Origin of the sequence: Mesorhizobium sp. WSM4887, from assembly GCF_029625865.1 — a bacterium.
Classification (GTDB): Bacteria; Pseudomonadota; Alphaproteobacteria; order Rhizobiales; family Rhizobiaceae; genus Mesorhizobium.
This window is the reverse complement of the sequence record NZ_JARTVP010000001.1, coordinates 1,478,224-1,502,691: the sequence shown is the minus strand read 5'-3', so window position 1 is coordinate 1,502,691 and position 24,468 is coordinate 1,478,224. Positions and strand designations below refer to the sequence as shown.

The following is a 24,468-nucleotide window of genomic DNA, read 5'->3' as shown; positions in this document are numbered from 1 at the left end:
GATCGTTCTGTCGGTGGGAATTGGCTGCAAGGCCTCGGGATACGGCGCCTGGCAAACGCGAATTTTGAGAAGGTTTGCGACAATGCTGCTCAAGGATGAAGTTGGAATGCTGCAACGCGTTCCCTTGTTCTCCGGCATCGAACCGACAAAGCTCAAGCTGCTTGCGTTCACATCCGATCGTGTGAGCTACAGCGCCGGCCAGATCCTTTTCCGGCAGGGCGACGAGGGAGACGCCGCCTATGTCATCCTTTCAGGCAGTGCGGATGTTCTGGTCGATTCCGACAGCGGGCCGATAAAAGTTGCCGAACTGGCGCCAAATTCGATCGTTGGCGAGATCGCCATCTTGTGCAACAGCTCCCGCACTGCCACCGTCAGAGCGGCAAGTCCGCTGGAAGCCTTGAAAATCAGCAAGGATCATTTCCTGAGGCTTATGAAGGAGTTCCCGGAGATGACCATCGAGATATTGCGGGTTCTTGCCGATCGTCTAAGCCATACGACCGCGGACCTGATCGACGCACGAAACGCCTAGCAGCAGTTGTTGGCCACGACGGGCGAAGGAGCAGCATGGATTTCCTGGTCAGGTTTTGGGGCGTGCGGGGCAGCATTTCGGTATCGGGACCAGAATTCTCTCGTTATGGCGGCAACACGAGCTGCATTGAGATGCGATGCGGCAAGCATATGCTTCTGTTCGACGCCGGGTCTGGCCTAGGGCTTGCCGGCAGAGCGTTTCGGGCCTCGGGCGTGACCGATTTCGAGCTTTTTTTCACCCATTGCCATTACGATCACATCATCGGGCTGCCGGCCTTCAAACCGATCTATGACCGGAGCGTCAAGGTCAGGCTTTGGTCCGGCCATCTTGCAGGACGCATGACGACCCGTCAGATGGTCGATGAATTCATGCGGCCGCCGTGGTTTCCGGCCAAGCTCGACATCTGCAAGGCAAGCATCGACTGCCGCGATTTCGTATCCGGAGACGTTCTAAGGCCGCGCGAAGGAGTGGTCGTCCGGACCGGCAGTCTCAACCATCCCGGAGGCTGCATAGGCTACCGCGTCGAATGGGGCGGCCGCGTCGTGGCGGTGATCACAGACACTGAGCACGAGCCGGGTAAGCTCGATCAGGCGGTGCTCGACCTGATCGAAGACGCCGACCTCGTCATCTACGATTGCACCTACACCGAGGACGAAATGGAAGACCGCCGTGGCAACGGGCACTCGACATGGCAGCAGGGCGTCAAACTCTGTGAGGCAGCCGGTGCCCGAGCGCTTGGGCTGTTCCACCACGATCCGACACGCACCGACGACCAATTGGACGAGATCGAGAAACTGGCCAAAGCCAGGTTTGCCGGCGCTTTTGCCGCGCGGGACGGCCAGACGCTCAAATTTCCAGTCTCATTGCACAAAAAGCGCTGAGCTATTTTGCTCTATCTTATTGTTTTGATGCAATTCCGGAGGAAAATCGCTCACACTTTTCCTGGAATTGCTCTACCGCCGCTACGCCCGATCAATGTCCTGATCGGAAGCCATGCGCAGGCTTCAGTCTGTGCGGCGACTGTGAACAGCCGTTCGAGAAAAAGCCAGGCCGATTCATCGTGTACGAGATGGTGCGTGAGCAGGCCGACCGGTTCGCCACCGTCGAATGCATGCCGCAATTGCGCAATGATGGCCTGAACCAAGGACCCATGATCGCGACAGCCGCGCGTGCCATGCCAATCGACGATGTCGACATTGCTGTTGATGACCGGCACTGGGGCCAGCTTCGGCGGCCCAAAGACCGACAATGCCGCAAATCCTACCGATCCAAGCTCCGATACCAAGCCGGCGTCGATTCTGTTCCAGGGTGGCACCAGCATCGGAACGGCACGCGCGCCGTGCAACCCGGTTAGGCGCGACAGCCCGCGGGCCATCTCATCGAGCACCGCCTGGCGTGGCCGATGGGCGCCGAGTTCCTGCTTTTTCTGGTCCTGCGGCGCATAGTTTCGGTGCGCCCAGCCATGGATGGCGACCGAGGCATGCGGCGCCTCGTCAAGCCGGACGACAAGCCTCTCGTCGGTCAGCGCCGGAATGACGGCCAGAGTGAGCGGCACCTCGAATGCACGGGTGAGTTCCAGAAGCCGATCAAGCGCAGCCGTCGGATCCACAGCGTCGTCGTCGCGCAACCAGAACTCCGCCTTGCGGTCCGCCCGTCGCCAGCACGCCAGTTCTTCCACCAAGGGCTGCCAGATCTGATCGACTGTCATGCAACCGCGATCTTCGCAAGAAGTTCGGAAAGACGCGCCGCTGCAGTACCGAGAGAGCGTTCTTCGAGGATGAAACGTCTGGCGTTGCCGGCCATGGCGGTTCTTTCGTCGTCACGGACCAGAAGCCTTTCAATGGCAGACGTGAACGCCGCCACATCGCCCGGCGGGGTGAGAAATCCGGTCTGGCCATCCCGCACGACCTCCGGCACGCCGGCGATGTCCTGCGCCACCACCGGAAGGCCGGCAGCTTGTGCTTCAAGATAGGCAACGCCATAAGCTTCGCCGCAACCCGGCCAGACGTAAATCCCTCCACTGTAGAGGACATCCGGCACGGCGGCTGGCTCGATCGCGCCAAGCCATTCGATCCGGTCGGCGGGCAGGCCGGCGAATTGCGCTTTGACCTCGTCACGGGCAGGCCCGTCCCCGACGACCGACATGGTCCAGGGCAGGTGGCCGATCGGAGCGAGGGCGTGCGCGAGCATGCGATAGCTATCGACCTTGTCGCCCGGTCGCATCATGGCGACGGTAACGAGACGCGTCGGACAACCACGCGCCGGCAGTTCCCGGAATACCGATGTGTCGATGAAGGGCGAAAGCATGCCGAAAACGGCGTCTGGAAGAGCGTCTGTCAGTCCCCGACAATCCCTTTGCGTGAAGCAGATGTTCAGCGCCGCCTGTTCGACGGCTCGCGCCACCAAGGCTTGCATATCGGCCCAAAAACCGACGTTGCGCCGCTTCGAATAGGAGGCTTCCGCGGTCACATAGGGGATGGCAAAGGCCGACGCCAGCTCGGGCCCGATCAGGTCGGGCGCCTTGTAATAGAGATGATAGGAGAACCAGAGGTCGGGCTTGCCGTCACGCTGCCAAAGCTCTGTCAGCCGCGCGACTTCCTCTCGGGCTTCGACCTTGAGCGCATCGAAACTTTTCGACTCCGGTTCGCGTAGATAGAAGCGCAATTCGGATGCCAGATCGACGCGATGCCCTCCATGCTCAAGCGCCTTGATCAACATCCGTGCCATCTGACGGTCGCCAGAGGCAACGGCATGATTGGGCGACTTCAGCGGCGCGTAGAAGGCAATTCGCATCGTCGGAGCCTATCATTCGAAAGCCTGCGCAAGTCAATTTCGAAGCATGATCGAGTTTCACCTTCAAGCAGTGGAATGTGCTATTGCATGCTCATGGAAACAGCCGCAGCGTCCGACCCGTTCGTCGCTTCCTTGCCGGTGTTCGCGAAGTTCGAAAGCGTTGCCGATATCGACAACTATCGGCCGCTCCCCGATGGCTGGGCGCTGGCCACCGCCGACATCGTCGGCTCGACCAAGGCGATCGGGGCCGGGCGCTATAAAACCGTGAATATGGCCGGCGCCAGCGTCATTTCGGCGCTGCTCAATGCGCTGGGTCGGCAAGATCTTCCCTTTGTCTTCGGCGGCGACGGCGCGCTCGTGGCGTTTCCGAGCTCGGCGCTGGAGATCACGCGCAACGCCCTGGCGGCCGTACAGCGATGGGTGGCGGACGAGTTGTCCCTGACCTTGCGTGCCGCAATCGTGCCGATAGCGGATATAAGAGCGCAAGGCCTCGACGTTCGGGTAGCGAGGTTCCGGGCCTCCGAAGCGGTGTTCTATGCCATGTTTGCCGGCGGCGGCGGCAGTTGGGCGGAAGCCGAGATGAAAGCGGGGCGCTACCTGATCGATCCTGCGCCGGCCAACGCGCGGCCGGATCTGACTGGTCTCTCCTGCCGCTGGAGCCCGATCGAAGCCCGGCATGGCGAAATCGTCTCGATCATAGCCGTTCCGGGCGCCTCGCGCGATGTGCGCGGTTTTCAGGTTCTGGCTTCCGACATCATCGCCCTTGTCGGTCGACAGGAACGTGATGGCCATCCGGTGCCGGTGAACGGGCCGGCCTACGGTTTTTCGCGCGCCGGCCTCGATCTCGAGGCCCGGGCCGTCGCGCCGGCGGGAAGGCGGTGGTTGTCGAAGCTGTGGATAGTGTTCCTGTTGTCGCTTGCGGCTGTGACCGATCGATATGGCTGGACGATCGGGAGGTTCGATCCGAAGATCTACAAACGCGACGTGGCCAGCAATTCGGATTTCCGGAAGTTCGATGACGGCTTGAAGATGACCATCGATGTAGATGCGGATTTGTTGCAGCGGATCGAGCACCGGCTGCAGCAGGCCGAAGAGGCGGGCATTTGCACCTATGGCCTGCACCGCCAGCAATCGGCGTTGATGACGTGCCTCGTCGCCTCGCCGCTGCAGCGCGATCATGTTCATTTCATCGACGGCGCCGCCGGCGGTTATGCGATGGCTGCCGCAAGCCTGAAGGCGAAGGTGTCGGCCTGACGACGGCTTGCGGAGATCCATTTTCCGCAATATGCCTCGGGGTTGTTGGGCCCACATGAGCCTCGCCGTGGAAGCGGGCAGTCTGTCCACATTGAGGAAAACAGATTTTTGGACGCCTCACGATCGACATATGACAGTCTGCTGAACCGGATTTCGACGCGCACCTCGCAAGTCGGGGTGATCGGACTGGGTTATGTCGGATTGCCGCTGGCGGTCGCGGTAGCACGCGCCGGCTTCCCGGTTTTCGGCTTCGACATTGAAGCCCAGAAGGTCGAGAATCTGAACAGCGGGCAATCCTACATCGAGGCGGTGACGTCCACTGCCCTTGCCGTCGAGGTGGCGAGCGGACGGTTTCGCGCCACTGCGGATTTTACCGAACTGGCCGCCTGCGATGTCATCGTCATCTGCGTTCCGACGCCGCTGACGAAAAACCGCGAGCCAGACCTCTCCTTTGTCAGGAACACGGCAGGCACCATCGCGAAGCATCTGCGTCTCGGCCAGCTGGTCGTGCTGGAATCGACCACCTATCCCGGCACCACCGACGACGTGATCAAGCCCATCCTGGAACAAACCGGCTTGCAGTCGAAGATAGACTTCTTCCTTGGCTTCTCGCCCGAACGCGAGGATCCCGGCAACCGCAGCTTTGAAGTCGCGACGATCCCCAAGGTCGTGGCAGGCGACGGCATTGAAGCGGCGGCGCTCGTGAAGGATTTCTACCAGGGTGTGGTCGAGACCGTCGTTCCGGTTTCCACCACCGCGACCGCCGAGGCGGTCAAGCTGACGGAAAACATCTTTCGCTCGGTCAACATAGCCCTGGTCAACGAGTTGAAGGTCGTGCTCGGTGCGATGGGCATCGACATCTGGGAGGTGATCGAGGCGGCAAAGAGCAAGCCCTTCGGATACATGCCGTTCTATCCTGGGCCCGGACTTGGCGGGCACTGCGTCCCCATCGATCCTTTCTACCTGACGTGGAAGGCGCGCGAATACGAACTGCCGACCCGCTTCATCGAACTGGCGGCAGAGATCAACACGGCTATGCCGCGTCATGTGGTCGATGAACTGGCCAGGGCGCTGGACCGGCGTTGCGGCAAGGCGCTCAGCCGCTCGCGCATTCTCATCATTGGGCTCGCCTATAAGAAGAATGTGCCGGACATCCGCGAGAGCCCTTCATTGCGGCTCATTGAACTCATCGAGGAATGGGGCGGCAAGGCCGAATTCCACGATCCGCACGTCAGAGAAATTCCGGCGACACGGGAGCATATGCCGATCAAGGGGCGTCGGTCTGTCGAATTGAGCGAGGGGACCTTGAAGGATTTCGATGCTGTCGTCGTTGCAACCGACCACGACGCGATCGACTATCAGGCGATCGCCGATCACGCCCTTCTGATCGTCGACACGCGCAATGTTTTCGGCCGCCTCGGGCTAGCCCGAGAGACGGTGGTAAAGGCCTGATGGCGGTCTGAGCCGCGAATTCTTTGCTCGATGTCAGGATCGTGGTTGCACTCGGCCGGCAGCGTCGACACATAATGCCGCGAGTAAATAGATACAGTTAGCCTGTCGCTCGCCCGCACGGACAGCCAGTTGCGAAGTTCTTCGCCGGCTTTTCCTGCCAAAGCTGGCTTCATTGACTTCGGGGATCTCTTCTTGGAGTCGTTGGCGGACTGTGTTGTGGGCGGATCAAAGGACAATGCCTCGTCTTCGAGGAGTTTCGAGATAGCATGAGCACAACGCAAGCAGAAATTTCCACCATTCTCATGGATAAGGTAGCCGATTGGCTGAACCAATCGGTACTTGCCGGCAACGACCTGGAAACATTGGTAAAAGGCTTTTGCGAACGGCTGGCTGCTGCCGGCCTGCCGTTGAAGCGGGTGCATTTGAGCTTTTCGATGCTTCATCCGCTTTATGATGCGCTTGGCTTCACCTGGGTTCGCGGCCGAGGCTTAGAAATCGAAAGCTTCCGCAATGAGCCCGGCGCGCCGTCCGACAGGTTCCTGACCAGCCCATACTATCATCTGCTCAGCAATAAGCTCGACCACCTGCGACGCCGGCTCGACCCGTCGCTGCCTTCAGAGTTTCCTGTTTTCGATGATCTCAGGCTTATAGGCGTCACCGACTATTTGGCTTTCGTGCATTCCTTCAACGGCAACGCCAGTCAGGGCATGATGGGGTCCTGGTCCACCGACAGTGCCGCAGGGTTCAGCGACAGCATGATTTCGGCGCTGCTGCGCATCCAGAACCATCTCGCTATGGCAACCAAGATGGCGGTGCTCACCAAGCTCGCCGACAACATGATGACCACTTATCTCGGCGGCGACGCCGGCAGGCGCGTGCTTGACGGTCAGATCAAGCGCGGCGAGGGCGATACAATCCGGGCCGCGCTGGTCATGGGCGACATGCGCGGGTCGTCAAGGCTTGCCGAAACCTCCGGCCGTGAAATCTATATCGATACGCTGAACCAGTTTTTCGACGCCGTTGCTGCACCTTTCAATCGCAAAGGGGGGCAGATCATGAGTTTCATCGGGGATGGCTTCATCGCCGTTTACCCTTGCGAAAGGCATCGCTCGCAGTCCGAGATCGCCTGCCAGGCTGCTCTTGCGGCAGCGCGCAGCGCCACAGCGCGCGTGACGGATCTCAATCTGCGCAGAAAGGAAAAGGGGCTAACCGACATAAAATTTGGTATCGGTCTACATGTCGGCAATGTGATGTTCGGCAATGTCGGGCTTACCGACCGGCTCACATTCTCTGTCTTCGGCTCGGCTGTAAACGAGGTCCAGCGTCTCCAGGTACTGACCAAGAAATATCCGCACAGCATTCTCGCCAGCAAGGACTTCGCCAGCTATTGCGGCGCCAGCAACTGGCTGACGCTCGGCAGCGAGGAACTGGCTGGCATCAAGCAGAAACTGACGGTGCTCTCACCCGATCTGTCGGGTGCTCTCGCAGTCGATGAAGACGGTGCGCTTGAGCCGGTTTATGACCGAAGATCGGACGCCGAGCAGGTCATGCTGCTTCACCGCGATGCCGCGCGGCTGTCGGCGGGCGACCCGAGCAAGCTCCAGTAACCGCCACGAGCTGATCCGAAGGGCCCCAGATAGACAGTCCGCTCGCCGGTTCCGCCGCTGGCGACCGTTCCGAATCCAAGTTGCTCTAAGCTGGCAATAGGTTAGTCTCGCTTCCGAACCTGCCAGATTGGGGCTGGTGTGGAATGAATTCGGGTGTTGATCTGCTGCGGATCGAGGATGTTGGCATCTCTTTTGCCATCATCGGCGGACCGTTGCATGCCGTCAGGCGCGCAAATCTTCGCGTCCTGCCCGGCAAGGTTACCGCGCTTGTGGGCGAGTCCGGCTCCGGAAAATCGGTTCTCAGCCAGGCAGTGATGGGCATTCTGCCGGGATCAGCCCATGTTCGCGGCCGTATCCTGTTCTCCGATCCTGAAAGGCCCGGCACCACGCAAGATATCCTGAAGATGCCACGTGACGGACCCGAAATCCGGGCATTGAGAGGCAGCCGCATCGGCAAGATCTTTCAGGAGCCGATGACATCGCTATCGCCGCTGCACACGATCGGCAACCAGGTCAGCGAATCCTTGCAGATTCATACCCCCATGGCTCGGGCGGAGCGCAAGGCGCGGACCGAGGAAATGCTCGGTCTTGTCGGCTTTCCGAGTCCCAAACGCGCCTATGATATGTATCCCTTTGAGCTTTCAGGAGGATTGCGTCAGCGCGCCATGATCGCCATGGCGCTTATCTGCCGGCCCGCCCTGTTGATCGCCGACGAGCCGACGACGGCGTTGGACGTCACCATCCAGGCGCAAATCCTACATTTGCTGCGCGGCCTTCAGACCAAGCTGAACATGGCGATGTTGCTGATCACCCACGACCTCGGCGTGGTCGCCAACGTCGCCGACGAGGTCGTGGTCATGTACCATGGCGAGATCATGGAAGCGGGACCTGTCGAGGCGATATTCCGCCGACCAGGTCACCCCTACCTGAAGGGCCTGATGGCAGCCGTTCCGCATTTCGACCTGAAGCCTGGCGAAAGGCTAAAGGCGCTGCGCGAGGTGCCGGTGAATGTCGAGAACCTGCTCGGCAAGCAGACGGCGCCGCCGTCGAAGGGGCCAGACGATATCCTGTTGTCGGTCAGGGATCTGAAAAAGACCTTCACAATCCGCAAGTCCGGATTGTTTGGCGGGGATCATCAAACCACGGTTCGCGCCGTGGGCGGCGTGAGCTTCGATATCAGGCGCGGCGAGTGCCTGGGGCTGGTCGGCGAAAGCGGCTCCGGCAAAACCACGGTCAGCAAGATCCTTATGCGGGCTATCACCCCTAGCGGCGGCTCTGTGACGTTCAACGGCCGCGATGGAGCGATCGACGTCTTGCAAGGCGAGGGAGACGCCCTGCGCATGCTGCGCGCCAAAATCCAGATGGTCTTCCAGGATCCGGTTTCATCGCTGTCACCTCGCATGACGGTGGAGAACATCCTGAGCGAGCCGCTGGAGATCCATCAACGTGGCGATGCCGCGTCCCGACTCGCCACTGTCAAAAGCCTGATGCAGGCGATCGGGCTCGATCCGCGCTTCATCAAGCGCTATCCCCACAGTTTCTCCGGCGGGCAGCGTCAGCGTATCGGCATCGCGCGCGCGTTGGCGCTGGGCCCTGAACTGCTGATCTGCGACGAGCCGGTTTCGGCGCTCGACGTCTCTGTCCAGGCGCAGATCTTGAACCTGCTGAAGGACCTGCAGAAGGAACTGGGCCTGACCTACCTGTTCATATCGCACAATCTGGCGGTGGTGGACTACATGGCAGACCGAATCGCAGTGATGTGCGGCGGGCGTATCGTCGAGCTTGCGCCACGCGAAACTCTGCTGAGGAAACCGATCCACCCCTACACGCGCTCACTCGTCGCCGCAGTACCTTTCCCCGACCTCGACAGGCCGATGGATTTCAAGACGCTGAAGCTCAGCGGCGCTTCCGACACCAGCGCATGGGGACCGCAATTCCGCGACGAGGGCGACGAGGATGTATTGTCGCCGCTCGATCTTGGTGGCGGCCACCTCGTGTTGGCCCGACGTTCGGCCGATGTCAGCGAGCTACGCCATTGATCAGCCGGCGCACCGTCCTCGGACTCATGGCTTCGGCGGTTTTGCCGGGCACATTGCACGCAGGCGATCTGGAGCCGCAATTTCTTCAGCCGCTGCTGAAGGCCCTGGCGCTGCCGGCACTCTCCGAGCGCTTGCCCAAGAACCCGCGCGTGTTGAATCTCGCTGCGATGGGGCGGCAGCCCGGCCAGTATGGCGGCACGCTGCGCACGATCATCGGCAGTCAGAAAGATATCCGGATGATGACGATCTACGGATATGCTCGCCTGGTCGGCTATGACCAAAAGCTCAACTTGCAAGCCGACATTCTTGAAAGTTTCGAGGTAGCAGACGATCGCGTCTTCACTTTCAAGATACGGGAAGGACATAAATGGTCTGACGGTAGCCTGCTGACGCCGGAGGACTTTCGCTATTGCTGGGAAGATGTCTGGCTGAACGACGAACTTTCGCAAGGCGGGCTCGCCCCGGCCCTGCTGGCCGACGGCAAGCCGCCACGCTTCGAGATCGTCGATGCGTTGACGGTCCGTTATAGTTGGGATGCGCCAAATCCCGACTTCCTGCCCAAGCTCGCGGCTGCTTCGCCGTTATCGCTTGTTCTGCCGGCCGCCTATCTCAAGCAGTTCCACAAGAAATACCAGGATCCATTCCGGCTCGCCGGCCTGATGGAGGAGAACAGGGCCAAGAAATGGACGCTCCTGCATATCCGCATGTCGCGGCAGTATCGCCCGGAGAACCCGGAACTGCCGACGCTCGATCCCTGGCGGAACCGGACCAAGCCGCCGGCTGAGCAGTTCGTCTTCGAGCGCAATCCGTTCTTTCACCGCATAGACGAGAATGGCCGGCAACTACCCTATGTTGACCGGATTGTCATGAATGTGAGCTCGTCGGCGATTATTTCCGCCAAGACCGGCGCGGGCGAGAGCGACCTGCAATGCATGGGAATTGATTTCAGCGATTACTCCTTCCTGAAGGACGCGGAGAAGCGCTACCCGGTCAAGATGCATCTCTGGAAACGCACACAGGGTTCGCGACTGGCGCTGCTGCCCAATCTGAATTGTGCCGACCAGGTCTGGCGTGGCCTTTTTCGCGACGTGCGCGTGCGTCGTGCACTTTCGCTCGCTGTGCACAGACGCGAGATCAATATGGCCGTGTTCTATGGATTGGCGCAGGAAAGTGCCGATACGGTCCTGCCGGAGAGCCCGCTCTACCGGCCCGAATTCGCGAAAGCATGGGTCACCTACGATCCTGATCAGGCCAATGCCCTGCTCGACGAGGTCGGGCTTCAGGCGCGTGACGATGACGGCCTGCGGATACTTCCCGATGGACGCCCGGCGCAGATCGTCGTGGAAACGGCCGGCGAAAGCACGCTGGAAACCGATGCGCTCGAGCTCATCAGCGATCACTGGCGCCAGATCGGTATCGCCCTGTTCATCCGGACTTCGCAGCGCGACATCTTTCGCAGTCGCGCGCTTGGCGGCCAGATCATGATGTCGATGTGGTCGGGCATCGACAATGGCGTGCCGACCGCCGACATGAACCCGTACCAGCTGGCCCCCACCATTGACGACCAACTGCAATGGCCGCTCTGGGGTGCTCACTACTTGTCTCGTGGCAGGCTCGGCGAGGCGCCCGATCTTCCGCCGGTGGTCGAGTTGATGACCTTACTCAAGCGCTGGAACGCATCGACCGAAGCCACGGAGCGCGCTGAAATCTGGAATTCAATGCTGTCGATCTACACCGATCAGGTGTTTTCGATCGGCACGGTGAACGGAACATATCAGCCGGTTCTGGCCTCCTCGCGGCTGCGCAATCTGCCTGACAAGGCGCTCTACGGCTACGACCCGACCGCCTATTTCGGTGTCTACATGCCCGATACATTTTGGCTTGGAGAGTCCTGAGCGTGCTTCGATATATTGTCTGGCGCCTCGCCGTAATGGTTCCAACGCTGCTGATCATATCGGCGCTTGTGTTCACGATCATCGAACTTCCCCCAGGCGACTATTTCGACAGCTATGTTGCCGAGCTTCGGGCCCAGGGCGAAGCGGTGGATTCCGACCGCATCGAGATGATGCGGAAGGACTATGGTTTCGACAAGCCGCCGGTCATTCGCTACTTCTACTGGGTCGGCGGGATGCTGCACGGCGATTTCGGCTATTCCTTCGAATATGAGCTGCCGGTTCGCGACGTGATCGGGGACCGAATGTGGCTGACCGTGCTGGTTTCCTTCGTGACGATCCTCTTCACCTGGCTCATCGCCTTTCCGATCGGCATGTACTCGGCCACGCATCAATACAGTTGGGGCGACTACGGCCTGACTTTCTTCGGCCTTCTCGGCCTTGCCATCCCGAACTTCATGCTGGCGCTGATCCTGATGTATTTCGCCAATATCTGGTTCGGCACGTCCGTCGGCCATCTCATGGACCAGCAATATCTCGGCGAGCCGATGAGCTGGGCCAAGGCGAAGTCGATCCTCGCCCATCTCTGGATCCCGGTCTTGATCATCGGCACCGGGGGCACGGCAAGCATGATCCGGCGGCTGCGCGCCAATCTGCTCGATGAGCTTCACAAGCAATATGTCGTGACGGCGCGCGCCAAGGGCCTTCATCCCTTCAGGACCCTGGTCAAATACCCGCTGCGCATGGCGCTCAATTTCTTCATTTCGGACATCGGCTCTATCCTGCCGGCCATCATTTCCGGTGCCGAAATCACGGCGATCGTGCTGTCTTTGGAAACGACCGGGCCGATGCTGATCAAGGCGCTGCAAAGCCAGGACATGTATCTGGCAGGGTCGTTCCTGATGTTCCTCGCCTTCCTGACGGTCATCGGCGTGCTGATTTCCGATCTGGCGCTGGCACTGCTTGATCCACGAATTCGTTTGCAGGGCGGCAGTACCAAATGAACACGCAATCGCCACTTCCCGCTCCGGGTGCTCCGCTGCAACACTATGTTTCCATCGCGCCCTTTGACCTGCAGTCGGTCGAGGCAATGACGCCGGAGCAGTCGAAGGTCTTTCAGGCGTCGCAGTTGCGGCTGATGTGGTGGAAATTTCGACGGCACCGGCTTGCTCTTGTATCCGGCATATTCCTGGCGGTGCTCTATTTCGCGATACTGATCTGCGAGTTCCTGGCGCCCTACAATCTGCACACGCGCAACATGGACTACATCTATGCGCCGCCGCAGCGGGTGCACCTGTTCCACAACGGCCAGTTCGTCGGGCCGTTCGTCTACGGCCGCCAAATGACGCTGGATATGGACACGCTGAAGCGGAACTACATCGACCAACAGGATGATGTTCAGCGGATCCGTTTCTTCTGCAAGGGCGACAGCTACCGGTTCTGGGGCCTGATCGAAGGTGACAGGCATTTTGTCTGCCCTGCCGAAAACGGCCAGCTCTTCCTGGCCGGCACTGACAGGCTGGGGCGCGATGTGCTCTCGCGCATCATCTATGGTGCACGCATTTCACTGACGATCGGCCTCGTCGGCATCAGTTTCAGCTTCCTGCTCGGCATAGTCATCGGCGGACTGGCCGGCTATCACGGCGGCATCTTCGACCTGATCGTTCAACGGATAATCGAAGTTCTGCAATCGATCCCCAGCATTCCGCTATGGCTGGCTCTGGCGGCGATCATGCCGATAACCTGGAGTCCGATCCTGATCTATTTCGGCATCACCGTCATCCTCGGGCTGCTCGACTGGACCGGATTGGCGCGGGCCGTGCGTTCAAAGCTTTTAGCGTTGCGAGAGGAGGATTACGTTCTGGCCGCGCAATTGATGGGCGCCAGCAGCGGCCGCATTATCCGGCGGCACCTCATTCCGGGCTTCATGTCGCATCTGATCGCGACGGCGACGATCTCCATACCCGGCATGATCCTGGGCGAGACGGCGCTGAGCTTCCTCGGGCTCGGGCTGCGGGCACCGATAACCAGTTGGGGCATCCTGCTCACCGAGGCGCGCAGCGTCAGCGTGATCGCGTTTTATCCATGGCTACTTTTGCCGATCCTCCCCGTCATTCTCGTCATTCTGGCGTTCAACTTCCTCGGCGACGGCTTGCGGGACGCTGCAGACCCCTACAAGTGACATCGCCAGTCCGCCGCCCGCCAAGCCGCAGACTCCACCCGGTTCGTCGTCGGCCTGTTCGGTTGTTGCTGTGTTGAACGTTCGCCTCTATATGCGGCGACGCCGGATCGGGCTAACACGTTGCTCGGGTTTCATCCTGGTCGCGGGCATTGCCGGTCTCTTGAGCTGGTTCAGGACACACAGACGCATATGAGTCGCCTCGAAAGTTTCATCCGCAGGCTGACGGCACAGCGCGACATTCTCGATCAAGTCTGCGCGGAGGTGGCGAAGATCGAGGGTCCCATCCTTGAGCTCGGCCTCGGCAATGGCCGGACGTTCCACCATCTGCGCGAGCGTCTGCCCGGCCGACGGATCGTGGCGTTCGACCGCGCACTTGCCGCACACGCCAGCTCAATTCCCGAAGCTGAAAACCTCGTGCTCGGCGAAATCCGCGAGACGGCGAGCAGGTTCATCGGCATCGAGGCCGCTCTTGTTCATGCCGACATCGGCACCGGCTATGAAGATCGCGATGCAGTGACCTCTACCTGGCTCCCCGAACTGACCGCGCGCCTGCTTCGCGTCGGAGGCATTGCGGTCAGCGGCACGCCGCTCGATCACCCGCAGTTGCAAAGCCTTCCACTGCCGCCTTCGGTACCCGCCGATCGCTATTTTGTCTGCAGGCGCGTCTGAGGTCCCCAACGCCCAAGTCTTCAGGGGATCGTGTATACCGCTATCTCCCTCTCGATGCCGCGCAGCGAGACCTCGTGTGGCACGGGCGTCAGCGCGTTCCTGTGCAACAGATCGGCGGTGAGATTGTCGTCGACCACCGCGCGCGTGGCGAAGATCGCCTGTGCGTTGGCAAGGTTCTGGACCCGCGAAGCAATGTTGACCGTCTGGCCGAAATAGTCCTGTCGCTCGTTCATAGACACAGCAATGCACGGGCCGGCATGGACTCCGATCTTGAGCAGCAGATCCTCGCGCCCGCTCTTCTCATTGAGCGCACGCATGGCATCGCGCATCCTCAGGGCCGCCGCAATCGCACGATCCGGCGTCGCGAAGGTCGCCATCACCGCATCGCCGATCGTCTTCACCACCGCGCCTGCCTCGGACGCGACGATCTCGTGCAGAACCTGAAAATGCACGCGCACGAGATCGAAGGCTGAAAGATCGCCCACCCGCTCGTAAAGCTCGGTCGATCCACGCAGGTCGGTGAACAGGAAGGTGAGGCTAGTGATCTTCAGGCGCTGGTTGATGTCGAGCGTATCCGTGCGATAAAGATCGCGGAACGTCTGGTTGGTGAGCAGGCGCTTGGCTGTCAGGAACGGCCGGCGTTTGCCCAGCAGATCATGCAATCCCTGGCCGGCGATGAAGACCGTCGGCAGCACGCGGGTGTCGGTCCTGTTTTCCAGCGAAATGCGCAACGGGCCGGGTTGCATCTCCAGCGTCTGGTTCTGGACATGCTCGCGGTCGAAGACCAATGAGAGGCTTCGTCGCTCTCTTGTCGGTTCGCCCTTGACGTCGATGAACTGCACTGAATGGGTGACCGGCTCGAAGACGATGATGAATTCGGACGGAAGCTGTACGGGCAGAACAGCCTTTTCACCTGGCGCAAGCTCGATATCCTCCAGCGAGAACGCTTCCATCGTCTTGGCGAAATCCTCTTCCGGCAGGTCGACGCCGGACGCCCAGTAGATCTGGCGGAAATATTCCACCAACGGCAGTTCGTGTGGATTGTGGGCGGCAATCTTGCGCACGCGAGGACTGACCGTGAATGTCACCTCGACCATCTCGTCGAGGGTCGGTGAATAGCCTTCGGAACACAGCGCGCAGGTATATTCCTCCTTCTGCACGGTTTTGAGCGTGGCGTTGCTGTCGAGCACGCCGCCACAGCCGGGGCATAGAACATTCCAGGAAATGTCGAAGAGGCCCACGCGCGCCGCATGCAGAAAGGCGCCTATGGCGCGTTCCACATCGAGGCCATGCTTGCTGGCGAAGGCTAGAGCATTGATGCGGCAAAGCTCGCGGTCCTTGCCCTCCGCGATGGTTCGCTTGATCGCATCGATTGCCCGCGGATCGACATCGGTCGATTGCCGCAGAAGCGAGAACAGATCCTGAGCTTCGTTCATCGTGCAGGCTCCGGAAGAAATGCGCCGCCGAAACGTGTTGACCGGACCGGTCCTGGTCCGACTGCGCCATTTTACTTCGAAACCGACCCTACGGCCATTCGAATAGACAAGCCGGGCGATACCTCAAGTCCGTTTGGTGGATTTTCGCCGGCCGCAACCGGCGCTATGATGATCCATGGGCATTTATCTATGCGGGCTACCCGATGCCGACATCCGACAATCCGCCGTTTCCCGGCACCCTGCGCCTCTTTTCCTTGGTGGTCATTATCGTCCTGACCGTAGGCGCCGGCCTGTTCTTCGCGCCCGTGCTGGTCAAGCCGCGCTGGCCGTGGGCCGTCACCCCGTTCAATGCCCGCTTCCTTGGTGGCTTCTACACCGCCGAAATGGTCGTGATGGCGGCGCTGCTGTTCTGGAATCGCTGGTCGCCCGGCAGGCTCGTGCTCGTCATGGCGCTCATCTTCACCGTCATCGTGTCGGTGGCGTCGTTCATCAATCTCGGCTATTTCAACTTCGGGCGCAAAGCGCCCTGGCTCTGGTTTCTGGTCTATCTTGGTTCGGTCGCGGCATCCGGGCTGTTCTTGTGGCGGGCCAGGGCCCGTCCTTCTGCAAAAGGCGTGACCTTACAGCCCGCATGGCGCGGCTACATGCCGGTGGAATTGGCAGTCCTTGGGCTCTATGGCGTCGGCCTTTTGCTGTTCCCCCTGACATTCGGCAGCTTCTGGCCATGGCCGGTCGATGGCTTCCACGCTCAGGTCTACAGCGCCATCTTCCTCGCGGGGGCGGGTGGCATATATGTCGTCTGGAGAAGCGCGCCGCGCGAGGAACTGCTGGTGCTGGGCTTGGCGCAGTTGCTGGTTGGCCTGCTTGCCATTGTTGGACTCGTCATCACCGACGCTGCCGTGCACCGGATCGACTGGGCGGCGATCGGGACATTGTGCTGGCTTGCCCTTTTCGCCTGGATCGGCATCAGCGGTGTCTTCAAACTCTTCGCCGCCACTCGGTATTTTAGCTCGCAATCGGCATCATAGGTTCTAGAGACGGCTGGATTTTCAGGTGACGTAGGGTGCATCGTACCGTGCCGATTGCCATCGCCGGGAACGTTATGACCAGCACAACCTCGCCATCCTCCGAGAAAATCCAGCCGCAGCTCCGATCCGTTCGGCTAAGCGATGCGGAGGCGCTTTGCGCCATCTTCAACATGCCGGGCTTCCGCTGGGGCACGCTCAGGATGCCTTTCGAGATGGTGGAGCAGGTGGAGCGGCGCATCGCCAAGTCCGGCCAGGAAACCACCTGGATCGTTGCGGAGGTGGAGGGCAGGGTCGTCGGCCATGGCAGCCTGGTCGTGCAGGGTTCGCCGCGCCGTTCGCATATCGGCGAGATCAATATCGGTCTTGACGATGCCTTTGTCGGCAAAGGCATCGGCTCTGCCATACTTGGCGCGCTGCTCGACGTGGCCGACAACTGGCGCGCTCTGAAGCGGGTCGAATTGACCGTCTATGCCGACAACGAACCGGCCATGCGCCTCTACAAAAGCCATGGCTTCGAGGTCGAAGGTCGGCATGTGAAGGCCGGCTTTACCGACGGCCAGTACCACGACCTCCTGAGCATGGCCCGGCTGCGATTCTGAGGTCCGCTGTTCGGTCTTAACTGTTTGTCCAATCTAGCAATCCAAGCCGAGTCGGCGAACTGGCGGTTGCCGATGGAGACCTCTGTAGGATAACTTCGTCTCACACCGTTCTGATCGAGTTGACGATCCATGTGTGGGCCGGCATCCAGAAAGTCTGGTCTCCCTTGGCGTTTGCACCGCGAGCCGCCAGACGGGACAGATGACCGCCGTGGCTGACCCAATCCCCACGCCTCCAGTGGAAATTCTGGCTGTGCTGTCGCTGCTCTGCCCGGAGGTCGTGCGTGACATCGAGCAGAACTGGAACGCACCGGTTTCCGATTATGCCCGCCATCTGTGGCGGCCGGTGGCAAGGCCTGCATCGGACCCGGCGATCGCTGCCCGCTCGATCCTGCGCGACGTGCTGCATCAGCGTCTTGGTGCGATCATGCAGCCTGAAGAGGTCGGCAAGGCCCTCGACGAGTTCGAGCACAGACCGGTCATTCAGTCCGGCCTGCACTGTCTGCTTCTGATGGACCGGATCACCTTCGACGCCCTGCTGCTTGCCTGGCTCGGCGCGGTCGAAAGCGGGCTCTCGGCCTTCTTCTGCTTCATGGGAACGACGATGACCATGGAGACAATCGGCCGGGAGGGGCCCGGATGGCTCGATGTCGGCGACGACAAGGTCAACCTGTTTGGCATGGGGCGCCACAAGCTTTGCCGCAAAAGCGCCTGCGCGGCCGGTCCCGTCTTCCTCAACAAACGCGCGCTCGAAGCGGTTGGTGATGAAACGGATGCCAGCCGCTGGCTGGGCACACTGCTTGCCAGCCGGGACAAGATGTTTGCAACCGCGGCCGACGCGGTCACAGCCCTCAACGAGGATCTGGTCGCCAATTGGGATGGTTCCGACATGACTTGGCCGGTTTTCATCGATGATCGGCTGGCCGCGGCCGCCATGGCTCGGCATCTGGAATATGACGGCAGCCTTCTTTCCAGGCTGCTGTTTAAGCCCGCGAGGCGCCAGCGTCTCGAACGTGCCTTGGAAGAGACCGCAGCGAGACCATTTGGCAGATTCCTGCCCAATGCCACAGCCTATTTCTGGGGCATCCGCGACGAGCGCGTGCGCAAGCTCGTCCTTGAGAACGGCCACCTGATCGAGCCCGACAGGCGGCATGGTCTTTCCATCCCGTTCGAGCGAACGCATCTCAAGCAGGCGCTACTGGAAGGCGTGCTGCTGCCGAACTTGTTCCTCACGTTCCTCGTGCTCGCCATATTGCCGCGCGTGCGGGTTGTGGGCGGCCTGAGACAGATTGGCTATGTGGCGCTTTTCCACTCGATCCTGCTGGTCGCGCTTGACGAGAACGCGCCGGAAGAGCGCGATCTGGCTCAGGAGCTGCAGGTTCGGGAAAATGCCTGGGGCGTGCGGGTCATCGATGAAAAGATCTCGGTCCGCGAGCAGCTTGCCGGCCTGCCGCAAGGGGCGCTCTTTGCGGTTCTGCTCCGGCAGTATCGCTTGCAAACATTTGCCGAGACGACCGACGACCTGAAACTGGTTCGGGAAGACGCCCGATGGCGCAAGATCGGCCAGGCAGAGATCAAGGCGACCTGAGCTTCGCATCAGGTTTTATTCGCGGAGAGTCCATTCGCGAATGAACGCAGTTCAAGGCCTGACCTGACATGGCCTCACCTGTCATTGCACGATACCGGCCTTGCGGAGCCCGTCCACGATGAGTTCGAAATCGGCAGGGTTCTTGTAGGGCAAGACCTTGCGTCGGTAGTCCAGCGAATAGTCGGGATTGACGCGAAGCACCTCCTGCCATGCCTCGCGGGCCTCGGCGAAACGGCCCAGATGGCCGTAGCTGGCGGCCAGAAGCGCGCGCGAGACATCGGTGACAGCGTTGCGAGCCAGCCGCTGCAGCAAGAGGTCAACGGCCTCTTCGTACCTTCCGAGTTGAAACGATGCCAAAGCCTGGAAATGCAGAAGCACATCCGGAAAGTATGGATTCAAGGTCTTGCCCCGGGCGTAACTCTCGAGCGCCTCTACGGATCTGCCCGAATAGTGCAGCGCCTCGCCGAGGATCACGTGCCCTTCGGCGAAGTTCGGATTGAGGGCTATCGCGTGCTCGGCCGCGTTGATGGCCTCATCGTGCCGTCGTGTATACAGCTTGACGATAGCCAGCGCCCAGTGCGCCCAGGGATCGCTGTCATCCAGCGTCACCGCTCGCGTTGCGGCCTCTTCCGCTTGCGCCATCGATTCCGGCGGCGACGCACTCCACCTGTTCAGGTAATCGAGTCCATGCGTGAGGGCGAGGAAGGCGTGGGCAGAGGCAAACTTCGGGTCCAGTTCGATGGCACGTTGCAAGAGGTCGCGGGCTGCGACGTTCGTCTCATTCGTCAGCCGGTGCCACAGCTCCCGGCCCCGCATGAAATAGTCATACGCCTGCGTGTTGCGCGCATACTCGGGCGCCAGCCGCTGACGGTCGCCTTCGGTCAGATTGAGCGCCAACGCCCCGACGATCTGCTGCGTCACGTCGTCCTGCACGGCGAATATGTCGGTCAGATCGCGGTCGAACCGCTCTGCCCAAAGATGACCGCCCGAGGTTGCATCGATGAGCTGCGCGGTGATGCGCACCCTGTTCCCCGACTTGCGTACGCTGCCCTCAAGTACATGCCGCACGCCGAGCTTCGAGCCCACCTCCTGCACATGGACGTTCTGCCCCTTGAAGGTGAACGACGAATTGCGTGCGATGACGAAGAGCTGCGACAGTTTGGACAGCGCCGTGATGATGTCCTCAGAAATGCCGTCGGCGAAGTAATCCTGTTCGGCGTCACCGCTCATGTTGGCGAACGGCAGGACGGCGATCGACAGTTTCGGCGGCGCTGCCGTCGCGGGCCGGCTTGCCGCGCTTTCCGGGGTCGCGGCCGGCTTGGTCCCGGCGCTGCCGACTTGCAGCGAATAGACCCGGATCGGCTCGGCGATGTTCTTGAGCTGTGTGCTGCCGAGATCGCTGACCGAGAGGTCGAGCCGCGCCTTGACCTGGCGATAGGCATCCTCGGACAGGCAGATGGCGCCGGGCGCCGCGACGCCCTCCAAACGCGAGGCGATGTTGACGCCGTCGCCCATCAGGTCGCCGTCGCTCTCTTCGACCACATCGCCCAGATGGATGCCGATCCTGAACTCGATGCGGCGGTCCTGCGGCACGCCGGCATTGCGCTCGACCATGCCGTTCTGAACCTCAACGGCGCAGCGCACGGCATCCACCACGCTGCGGAACTCGACCAGCGCTCCATCCCCGGTGCGCTTGATCACCCGCCCGTTGTGGACTGCGATGATCGGATCGATCAGGTCGCTGCGCAGTGCCCGCAACCTCGCCAAAGTACGATCTTCGTCCGCGCTCGCGAGCCGGCTGTATCCAACCACATCTGCAGCCAGGATTGCGGCCAGCTTCCGGTTTTCGCTCATGGGCACGTGTCCTCGGCTCCATAATAGCAGGAAGGCGGAGGCTAAGAGGGAATTTTCGTGGACGACGGCTACGCAGACGCGCGAGTCGGCAGCGCTCTGCCACCGGGCCTGGACCGATCGCTCGATGCCCCATTTGCGCTGCCGCTTGCTGGCCGACGACTAACGGTTCATTCTTGTTTGAATACCCCGGCCGTGAAGTGCGTGGCGAGATCACGCCGTCATGGCTCCAGTGAGGTCTTGCTCGATGGACTGCTCGGGCTGCGGTTTCGAGGTTGAGGGCGGTTTCGCCTTCTGTCCGAAGTGTGGCAGGCGCCAGCCCGTGCCATGCGCCAGTTGCGGCTATCTGTGCGCACCTGATTTCGAGTTCTGTCCGAAATGTGGGGCAAGCGTCGGTGCGACGGCAAAAGCCGTCGAACGGCCTGCTCCGACACCGAGCCGGACCATTGTGCCGCCTTCTCGAACTCCGTCGCTGCCCGCGAACATCGAAAGCGAAGATGATGGGTTCCATCCCGTCTCTGAAGCCGATCGCAGGACGGTGACGGTCCTGTTCGCCGACCTTTGCGGCTTCACGACACTCAGCGAGCAGCTCGACCCCGAGGTGATGCAAGCGCTGCAGAACCAACTGTTCAGGGAATTGACGGCAGCCGTGCGAAACTTTGGCGGTTTCGTCGACAAATTCATCGGCGATGCATTGCTTGCCTTGTTCGGTGCGCCGGTCGCGCATGAGGACGATCCGGAACGTGCGCTTCGCGCCGCTCTCGACATGATGGCCCGGACGACGCGGCTCGGCGAAAGCGCTCCCCACTCCGGCTCGCCTCTGTTGCTCCACATCGGCATAAACACTGGTCCGGTCGTCACCGGCGGATTGGGCATCGGCACCGCCAAATCCTATTCGGTCACCGGCGATACCGTGAATACGGCGCAACGCTTGCAATCGCTGGCCGCACCTGGTGAGGTTCTGGTGGGCGAACTCACTCACAGGCTGACCCGGCATGCCTTCTCTTTCGAGCCGCTGGGCGATGTTGTGCTTCGCGGCAAAGCAGGCAGTGTGCTCGTCCATCGACTGGACGCACCGCTTGCGTTGCCGCGTGCAGCGCGTGGGCTCGAGGCGCTCGGCCTCAGCGCGCCGATCATAGGTCGTGGTGCGGAGCTCCATAGAATGCTGGCCAGCCTTGACCAGGCGTGCGGCGGTTCGGCCCAACTTGTTCGCCTCGTCGGAGAAGCCGGTATTGGGAAATCGCGGCTGGTGAAGGAATTCGTCGCCCGCGTCGGCGACGAGGATCGTTTTCGCAACGTCGCCGTGCGGCAGGCCACATGCTCACCGCTGGGCGAACAATCTTTTGGCGCCTTGGGCGCAGTGGTGCGCAGCGCTGCCGGGATGATGCAAAGCGATACTGGGGATGAAATGCGGGCGAAGCTCGGAGGCTTGCTGACCGACCTCGGCCTGCAGGGCGAGGAGGCGAAGCGGCTGATGCCTTTGCTCTACCATGTGCTTGGCCTTGGCGACCCCGATGCCACCTTGCAGCATGTCGAGCCCGAGCAGCTGCGGCGGCAAATCCTCTACGCAGTCCGCACGATCATCGAAAGGCGGCTTGCCTTGTCGCCGCTGTTGATTGTCGTCGAAGATCTGCACTGGGCCGACGCCGTGTCGCTCGAGGCGCTGCGTTTCGTGATGGACAGGTTGGAACGCACGCGGTTGATGTTGCTGGTCACGCATCGTCCGGCGCCGGACAACGACCAGCTCGACTCAAGTCGGGTCAGTCACACAGCGCTCAGGCTTTCGCCGCTCAACACTGATGACGGACGCGGGCTGCTGGCGGCGCTGTTCGGTGAGAGCTGGGTAAAGTCCGCAGGCAGGCTTGTCGACCAGATCCTCGAGCGCGCCGGCGGCAACCCGCTTTTTATAGAGGAGATCGTTCGCGGCCTGATCGATCGCGGTGTGCTGATGCGCGAGGGCCAGCGATGGCGGACTGCGGCAGGCGAAGTCGCAACCGGCATTCCCGCCACTATCCAGGCAATGCTGCTTGCCCGGGTCGACCGGCTGCCCCAGGAGGTGCGCCGGTTGGCCCAGGAAGCCGCGGTGATCGGCCCGCGCTTCGATGCCACACTTTTGAAAGCCGTGACAGCCGAACCCGGCCGCTTGGAAGCCGGCTGCGAACTGCTTTGCGATGCCGAAATCATCGAGGAGGTCGCCGGATCAGGCTCGATCTCGTCGCCAAGCTACCGCTTTACGCAAACGTTGCTGCAGGACGTGATCTACCAGAATCTGCTGTTGCAACGCCGGACCGATATCCACGGGCGGGTCGGTGCCGCCTTGGAGCAGCTGTGTGGCGAGAAGCCGGAACGGCTCGAGGATTTGACCGTGCTCGGTCATCATTTCGCGCAGAGCGCGGAGCGGGAGAAAGGCGCGCATTACTTGCAGGCGGCGGGCGATCGCGCTCGCATGATATACGCCAACGACGACGCCCTTCGTTTCTACGAGCGAGCGCTGACTGCGTTGGGCGCGATCGGGCAAACGCCGCTCAAATTGGCAATCGCGGAGCGCATTGCCGATTTGAGCGGCCCGGTAGGCCGCCGCGAGGTCGCGCACCAGCACTACGAAACGGTGCTGCAGGCATATCGGGAATCAGGCAATCGTGTCGCGTCGGCACGAGTTTTGCGCAAGATCGGTCGGCTGCTCTGGGACGTCGGCAAGCGGGACAACGCAGAATCCCGCTATGCGGAAGCCGCAGCGCTGCTCGAAGGAGCGGATGCCCCGATCGAGCAGGCGCAGCTGTGGCAAGAACGTGGCCGACAGGCGTTCCGTAGCGGAGATCACGCTCGCGCAGCAAAATGGGCAGACGCGGCGCTGGATGGCGTACGCACTCTGACAACGGAGCATGTCTCCGAGGAAGGGCGTGACGCCACTCTTGTGACCGCCGAGGCACTCAACACCAAGGCTGTCGCGCTGGCTCGCCTTGGGCGAAACCTTGAAGCGGTACGCCAGATCGAGCGTAGCATTGAATTGGCCGAAGCCGCCGGCCTGCTGGGCACGGCCTGCCGCGGCTACACCAATCTCGGCGTGCTTTACACGACCATCGATCCGGCACAGGCGATAAAGGTCTGTCGGCGCGGTCTTGAAGTGGCGCGCCATATTGGTGATTTGGGCTTTCAGGCGCGCCTCCTCGCGAACCTGGCGGTTGCTTGTTGTACTTTCACGGATCGTTGCCCAACGGAGGGCGTGCCTGCTGCCGAGAAGGCCATCGAGATCGACCGGGCACTCGACCAGCGCGAGCACCTGCCGGTGCCGTTGATCGTGCTTGCGCAGATCCACCAGTGCAACGGTCGTCCGGAACTGGCGGTTGGCTTGTTCCACGAAGCACTGGACGTAGCGCGCGAAACGAGTGAACCCCAACTGCTGTTTCCGTGCTATGATGGTCTGGCAACGCTTAATCTCGACCTCGACAATCTGGCCGAGGCCGAACGCTACTTTTCCCTGGCGCAGGGTATATGCGCCCAGCACGGGCTAGACCCGGAAGCGCTTGTGGTGCTGCCTTTTCTCGACTAGCC

The 24,468-nt window shown here is 61.2% G+C and carries 18 protein-coding genes; 14 read left to right on the top strand and 4 right to left on the bottom strand.

The window, feature by feature from the left end; genetic code table 11:
• Positions 1-82: 82 nt before the first annotated feature.
• Together P9230_RS07210 and P9230_RS07205 are read left to right on the top strand one after the other, a co-directional pair.
• The gene (locus tag P9230_RS07210) at positions 83-529 is read left to right on the top strand and encodes a cyclic nucleotide-binding domain-containing protein (protein WP_067326300.1); all 447 of its coding nucleotides are present in this window, start codon (positions 83-85) and stop codon (positions 527-529) included.
• 35 nt (positions 530-564) lie between these two features.
• The gene (locus tag P9230_RS07205; RefSeq protein WP_278118083.1) at positions 565-1,410 is read left to right on the top strand and encodes an MBL fold metallo-hydrolase; all 846 of its coding nucleotides are present in this window, start codon (positions 565-567) and stop codon (positions 1,408-1,410) included.
• A gap of 50 nt (positions 1,411-1,460) precedes the next feature.
• On the opposite strand, the gene P9230_RS07200 is transcribed toward P9230_RS07205, so the two are convergent.
• Together P9230_RS07200 and P9230_RS07195 are read right to left on the bottom strand one after the other, a co-directional pair.
• The gene (locus P9230_RS07200) at positions 1,461-2,237 is read right to left on the bottom strand and encodes a polysaccharide deacetylase family protein (RefSeq protein WP_278118081.1); all 777 of its coding nucleotides are present in this window, start codon (positions 2,235-2,237) and stop codon (positions 1,461-1,463) included.
• On the bottom strand, positions 2,234-3,322 hold the full coding sequence (locus P9230_RS07195; RefSeq protein WP_278118079.1) for a glycosyltransferase family 4 protein: 1,089 nt from the start codon (positions 3,320-3,322) through the stop codon (positions 2,234-2,236). Before P9230_RS07195 ends, P9230_RS07200 begins: the two co-directional genes overlap by 4 nt.
• Before the next feature lie 93 nt (positions 3,323-3,415).
• Between P9230_RS07195 and P9230_RS07190 the strand changes: the two genes are divergently transcribed.
• The 8 genes from P9230_RS07190 to P9230_RS07155 all read left to right on the top strand — a co-directional run bounded on the left by P9230_RS07190 (position 3,416) and on the right by P9230_RS07155 (position 14,417).
• Entirely contained in the window at positions 3,416-4,576 is a 1,161-nt protein-coding gene (locus P9230_RS07190; protein WP_278118356.1) for a DUF3095 domain-containing protein, read from the top strand.
• 108 nt (positions 4,577-4,684) lie between these two features.
• The gene (locus P9230_RS07185; RefSeq protein WP_278118077.1) at positions 4,685-6,028 is read left to right on the top strand and encodes a nucleotide sugar dehydrogenase; all 1,344 of its coding nucleotides are present in this window, start codon (positions 4,685-4,687) and stop codon (positions 6,026-6,028) included.
• A gap of 266 nt (positions 6,029-6,294) precedes the next feature.
• Positions 6,295-7,635, top strand: coding sequence for an adenylate/guanylate cyclase domain-containing protein (locus P9230_RS07180; protein WP_066994087.1), 1,341 nt, complete (start codon positions 6,295-6,297; stop codon positions 7,633-7,635).
• 143 nt (positions 7,636-7,778) lie between these two features.
• Positions 7,779-9,674, top strand: coding sequence for an ABC transporter ATP-binding protein (locus P9230_RS07175; RefSeq protein WP_067326322.1), 1,896 nt, complete (start codon positions 7,779-7,781; stop codon positions 9,672-9,674).
• A complete protein-coding gene (locus P9230_RS07170) occupies positions 9,671-11,569 on the top strand; it encodes an ABC transporter substrate-binding protein (RefSeq protein ID WP_067326326.1) in 1,899 nt (632 codons plus the stop codon). Before P9230_RS07175 ends, P9230_RS07170 begins: the two co-directional genes overlap by 4 nt.
• Positions 11,570-11,571: 2 nt before the next feature.
• Positions 11,572-12,570 (top strand): ABC transporter permease, encoded by a 999-nt coding sequence (locus P9230_RS07165; RefSeq protein WP_066994096.1) that lies wholly within the window; start codon positions 11,572-11,574, stop codon positions 12,568-12,570.
• Positions 12,567-13,748 (top strand): ABC transporter permease, encoded by a 1,182-nt coding sequence (locus tag P9230_RS07160; protein WP_066994099.1) that lies wholly within the window; start codon positions 12,567-12,569, stop codon positions 13,746-13,748. Before P9230_RS07165 ends, P9230_RS07160 begins: the two co-directional genes overlap by 4 nt.
• A gap of 189 nt (positions 13,749-13,937) precedes the next feature.
• Entirely contained in the window at positions 13,938-14,417 is a 480-nt protein-coding gene (locus P9230_RS07155; RefSeq protein WP_066994102.1) for a class I SAM-dependent methyltransferase, read from the top strand.
• Positions 14,418-14,437: 20 nt separating this feature from the next.
• On the opposite strand, the gene P9230_RS07150 is transcribed toward P9230_RS07155, so the two are convergent.
• Positions 14,438-15,853 (bottom strand): adenylate/guanylate cyclase domain-containing protein, encoded by a 1,416-nt coding sequence (locus P9230_RS07150; protein ID WP_278118073.1) that lies wholly within the window; start codon positions 15,851-15,853, stop codon positions 14,438-14,440.
• A gap of 203 nt (positions 15,854-16,056) precedes the next feature.
• On the opposite strand from P9230_RS07150, the gene P9230_RS07145 reads away from it, so the two are divergent.
• The 3 genes from P9230_RS07145 (at position 16,057) to P9230_RS07135 (ending at position 19,065) form a co-directional block, all read left to right on the top strand.
• Positions 16,057-16,881: a hypothetical protein gene (locus P9230_RS07145; protein ID WP_278118072.1), complete on the top strand. Its 825-nt coding sequence runs from the start codon at positions 16,057-16,059 to the stop codon at positions 16,879-16,881.
• A gap of 74 nt (positions 16,882-16,955) precedes the next feature.
• Positions 16,956-17,480, top strand: a complete 525-nt coding sequence (locus P9230_RS07140) for a GNAT family N-acetyltransferase (RefSeq protein WP_095823327.1) — start codon at positions 16,956-16,958, stop codon at positions 17,478-17,480.
• A 199-nt stretch (positions 17,481-17,679) separates the two neighbouring features.
• Complete coding sequence (locus P9230_RS07135) at positions 17,680-19,065, top strand: hypothetical protein (RefSeq protein ID WP_278118070.1); 1,386 nt, start codon at positions 17,680-17,682, stop codon at positions 19,063-19,065.
• Between the two features lie 81 nt (positions 19,066-19,146).
• Here P9230_RS07135 and P9230_RS07130 read toward each other — a convergent pair whose 3' ends face one another.
• Entirely contained in the window at positions 19,147-20,919 is a 1,773-nt protein-coding gene (locus P9230_RS07130; RefSeq protein WP_278118068.1) for an adenylate/guanylate cyclase domain-containing protein, read from the bottom strand.
• A 244-nt stretch (positions 20,920-21,163) separates the two neighbouring features.
• Between P9230_RS07130 and P9230_RS07125 the strand changes: the two genes are divergently transcribed.
• The gene (locus P9230_RS07125; RefSeq protein ID WP_278118066.1) at positions 21,164-24,466 is read left to right on the top strand and encodes an adenylate/guanylate cyclase domain-containing protein; all 3,303 of its coding nucleotides are present in this window, start codon (positions 21,164-21,166) and stop codon (positions 24,464-24,466) included.
• The last annotated feature ends 2 nt before the right edge of the window (positions 24,467-24,468 follow it).

Excerpts from the sequence above, each read along its gene's own strand:
- P9230_RS07175 (WP_067326322.1), top strand. The coding sequence starts at position 7,779 with ATGAATTCGGGTGTTGATCTGCTGCGGATCGAGGATGTTGGCATCTCT.
- P9230_RS07140 (WP_095823327.1), top strand. The coding sequence starts at position 16,956 with ATGACCAGCACAACCTCGCCATCCTCCGAGAAAATCCAGCCGCAGCTC.
- P9230_RS07145 (WP_278118072.1), top strand. The coding sequence starts at position 16,057 with ATGCCGACATCCGACAATCCGCCGTTTCCCGGCACCCTGCGCCTCTTT.
- P9230_RS07200 (WP_278118081.1), bottom strand. The coding sequence starts at position 2,237 with ATGACAGTCGATCAGATCTGGCAGCCCTTGGTGGAAGAACTGGCGTGC.
- P9230_RS07155 (WP_066994102.1), top strand. The coding sequence starts at position 13,938 with ATGAGTCGCCTCGAAAGTTTCATCCGCAGGCTGACGGCACAGCGCGAC.
- P9230_RS07180 (WP_066994087.1), top strand. The coding sequence starts at position 6,295 with ATGAGCACAACGCAAGCAGAAATTTCCACCATTCTCATGGATAAGGTA.
- P9230_RS07150 (WP_278118073.1), bottom strand. The coding sequence starts at position 15,853 with ATGAACGAAGCTCAGGATCTGTTCTCGCTTCTGCGGCAATCGACCGAT.
- P9230_RS07130 (WP_278118068.1), bottom strand. The coding sequence starts at position 20,919 with ATGAGCGAAAACCGGAAGCTGGCCGCAATCCTGGCTGCAGATGTGGTT.
- P9230_RS07125 (WP_278118066.1), top strand. The coding sequence starts at position 21,164 with ATGGACTGCTCGGGCTGCGGTTTCGAGGTTGAGGGCGGTTTCGCCTTC.
- P9230_RS07205 (WP_278118083.1), top strand. The coding sequence starts at position 565 with ATGGATTTCCTGGTCAGGTTTTGGGGCGTGCGGGGCAGCATTTCGGTA.
- P9230_RS07210 (WP_067326300.1), top strand. The coding sequence starts at position 83 with ATGCTGCTCAAGGATGAAGTTGGAATGCTGCAACGCGTTCCCTTGTTC.
- P9230_RS07190 (WP_278118356.1), top strand. The coding sequence starts at position 3,416 with ATGGAAACAGCCGCAGCGTCCGACCCGTTCGTCGCTTCCTTGCCGGTG.
- P9230_RS07160 (WP_066994099.1), top strand. The coding sequence starts at position 12,567 with ATGAACACGCAATCGCCACTTCCCGCTCCGGGTGCTCCGCTGCAACAC.
- P9230_RS07135 (WP_278118070.1), top strand. The coding sequence starts at position 17,680 with ATGACCGCCGTGGCTGACCCAATCCCCACGCCTCCAGTGGAAATTCTG.
- P9230_RS07195 (WP_278118079.1), bottom strand. The coding sequence starts at position 3,322 with ATGCGAATTGCCTTCTACGCGCCGCTGAAGTCGCCCAATCATGCCGTT.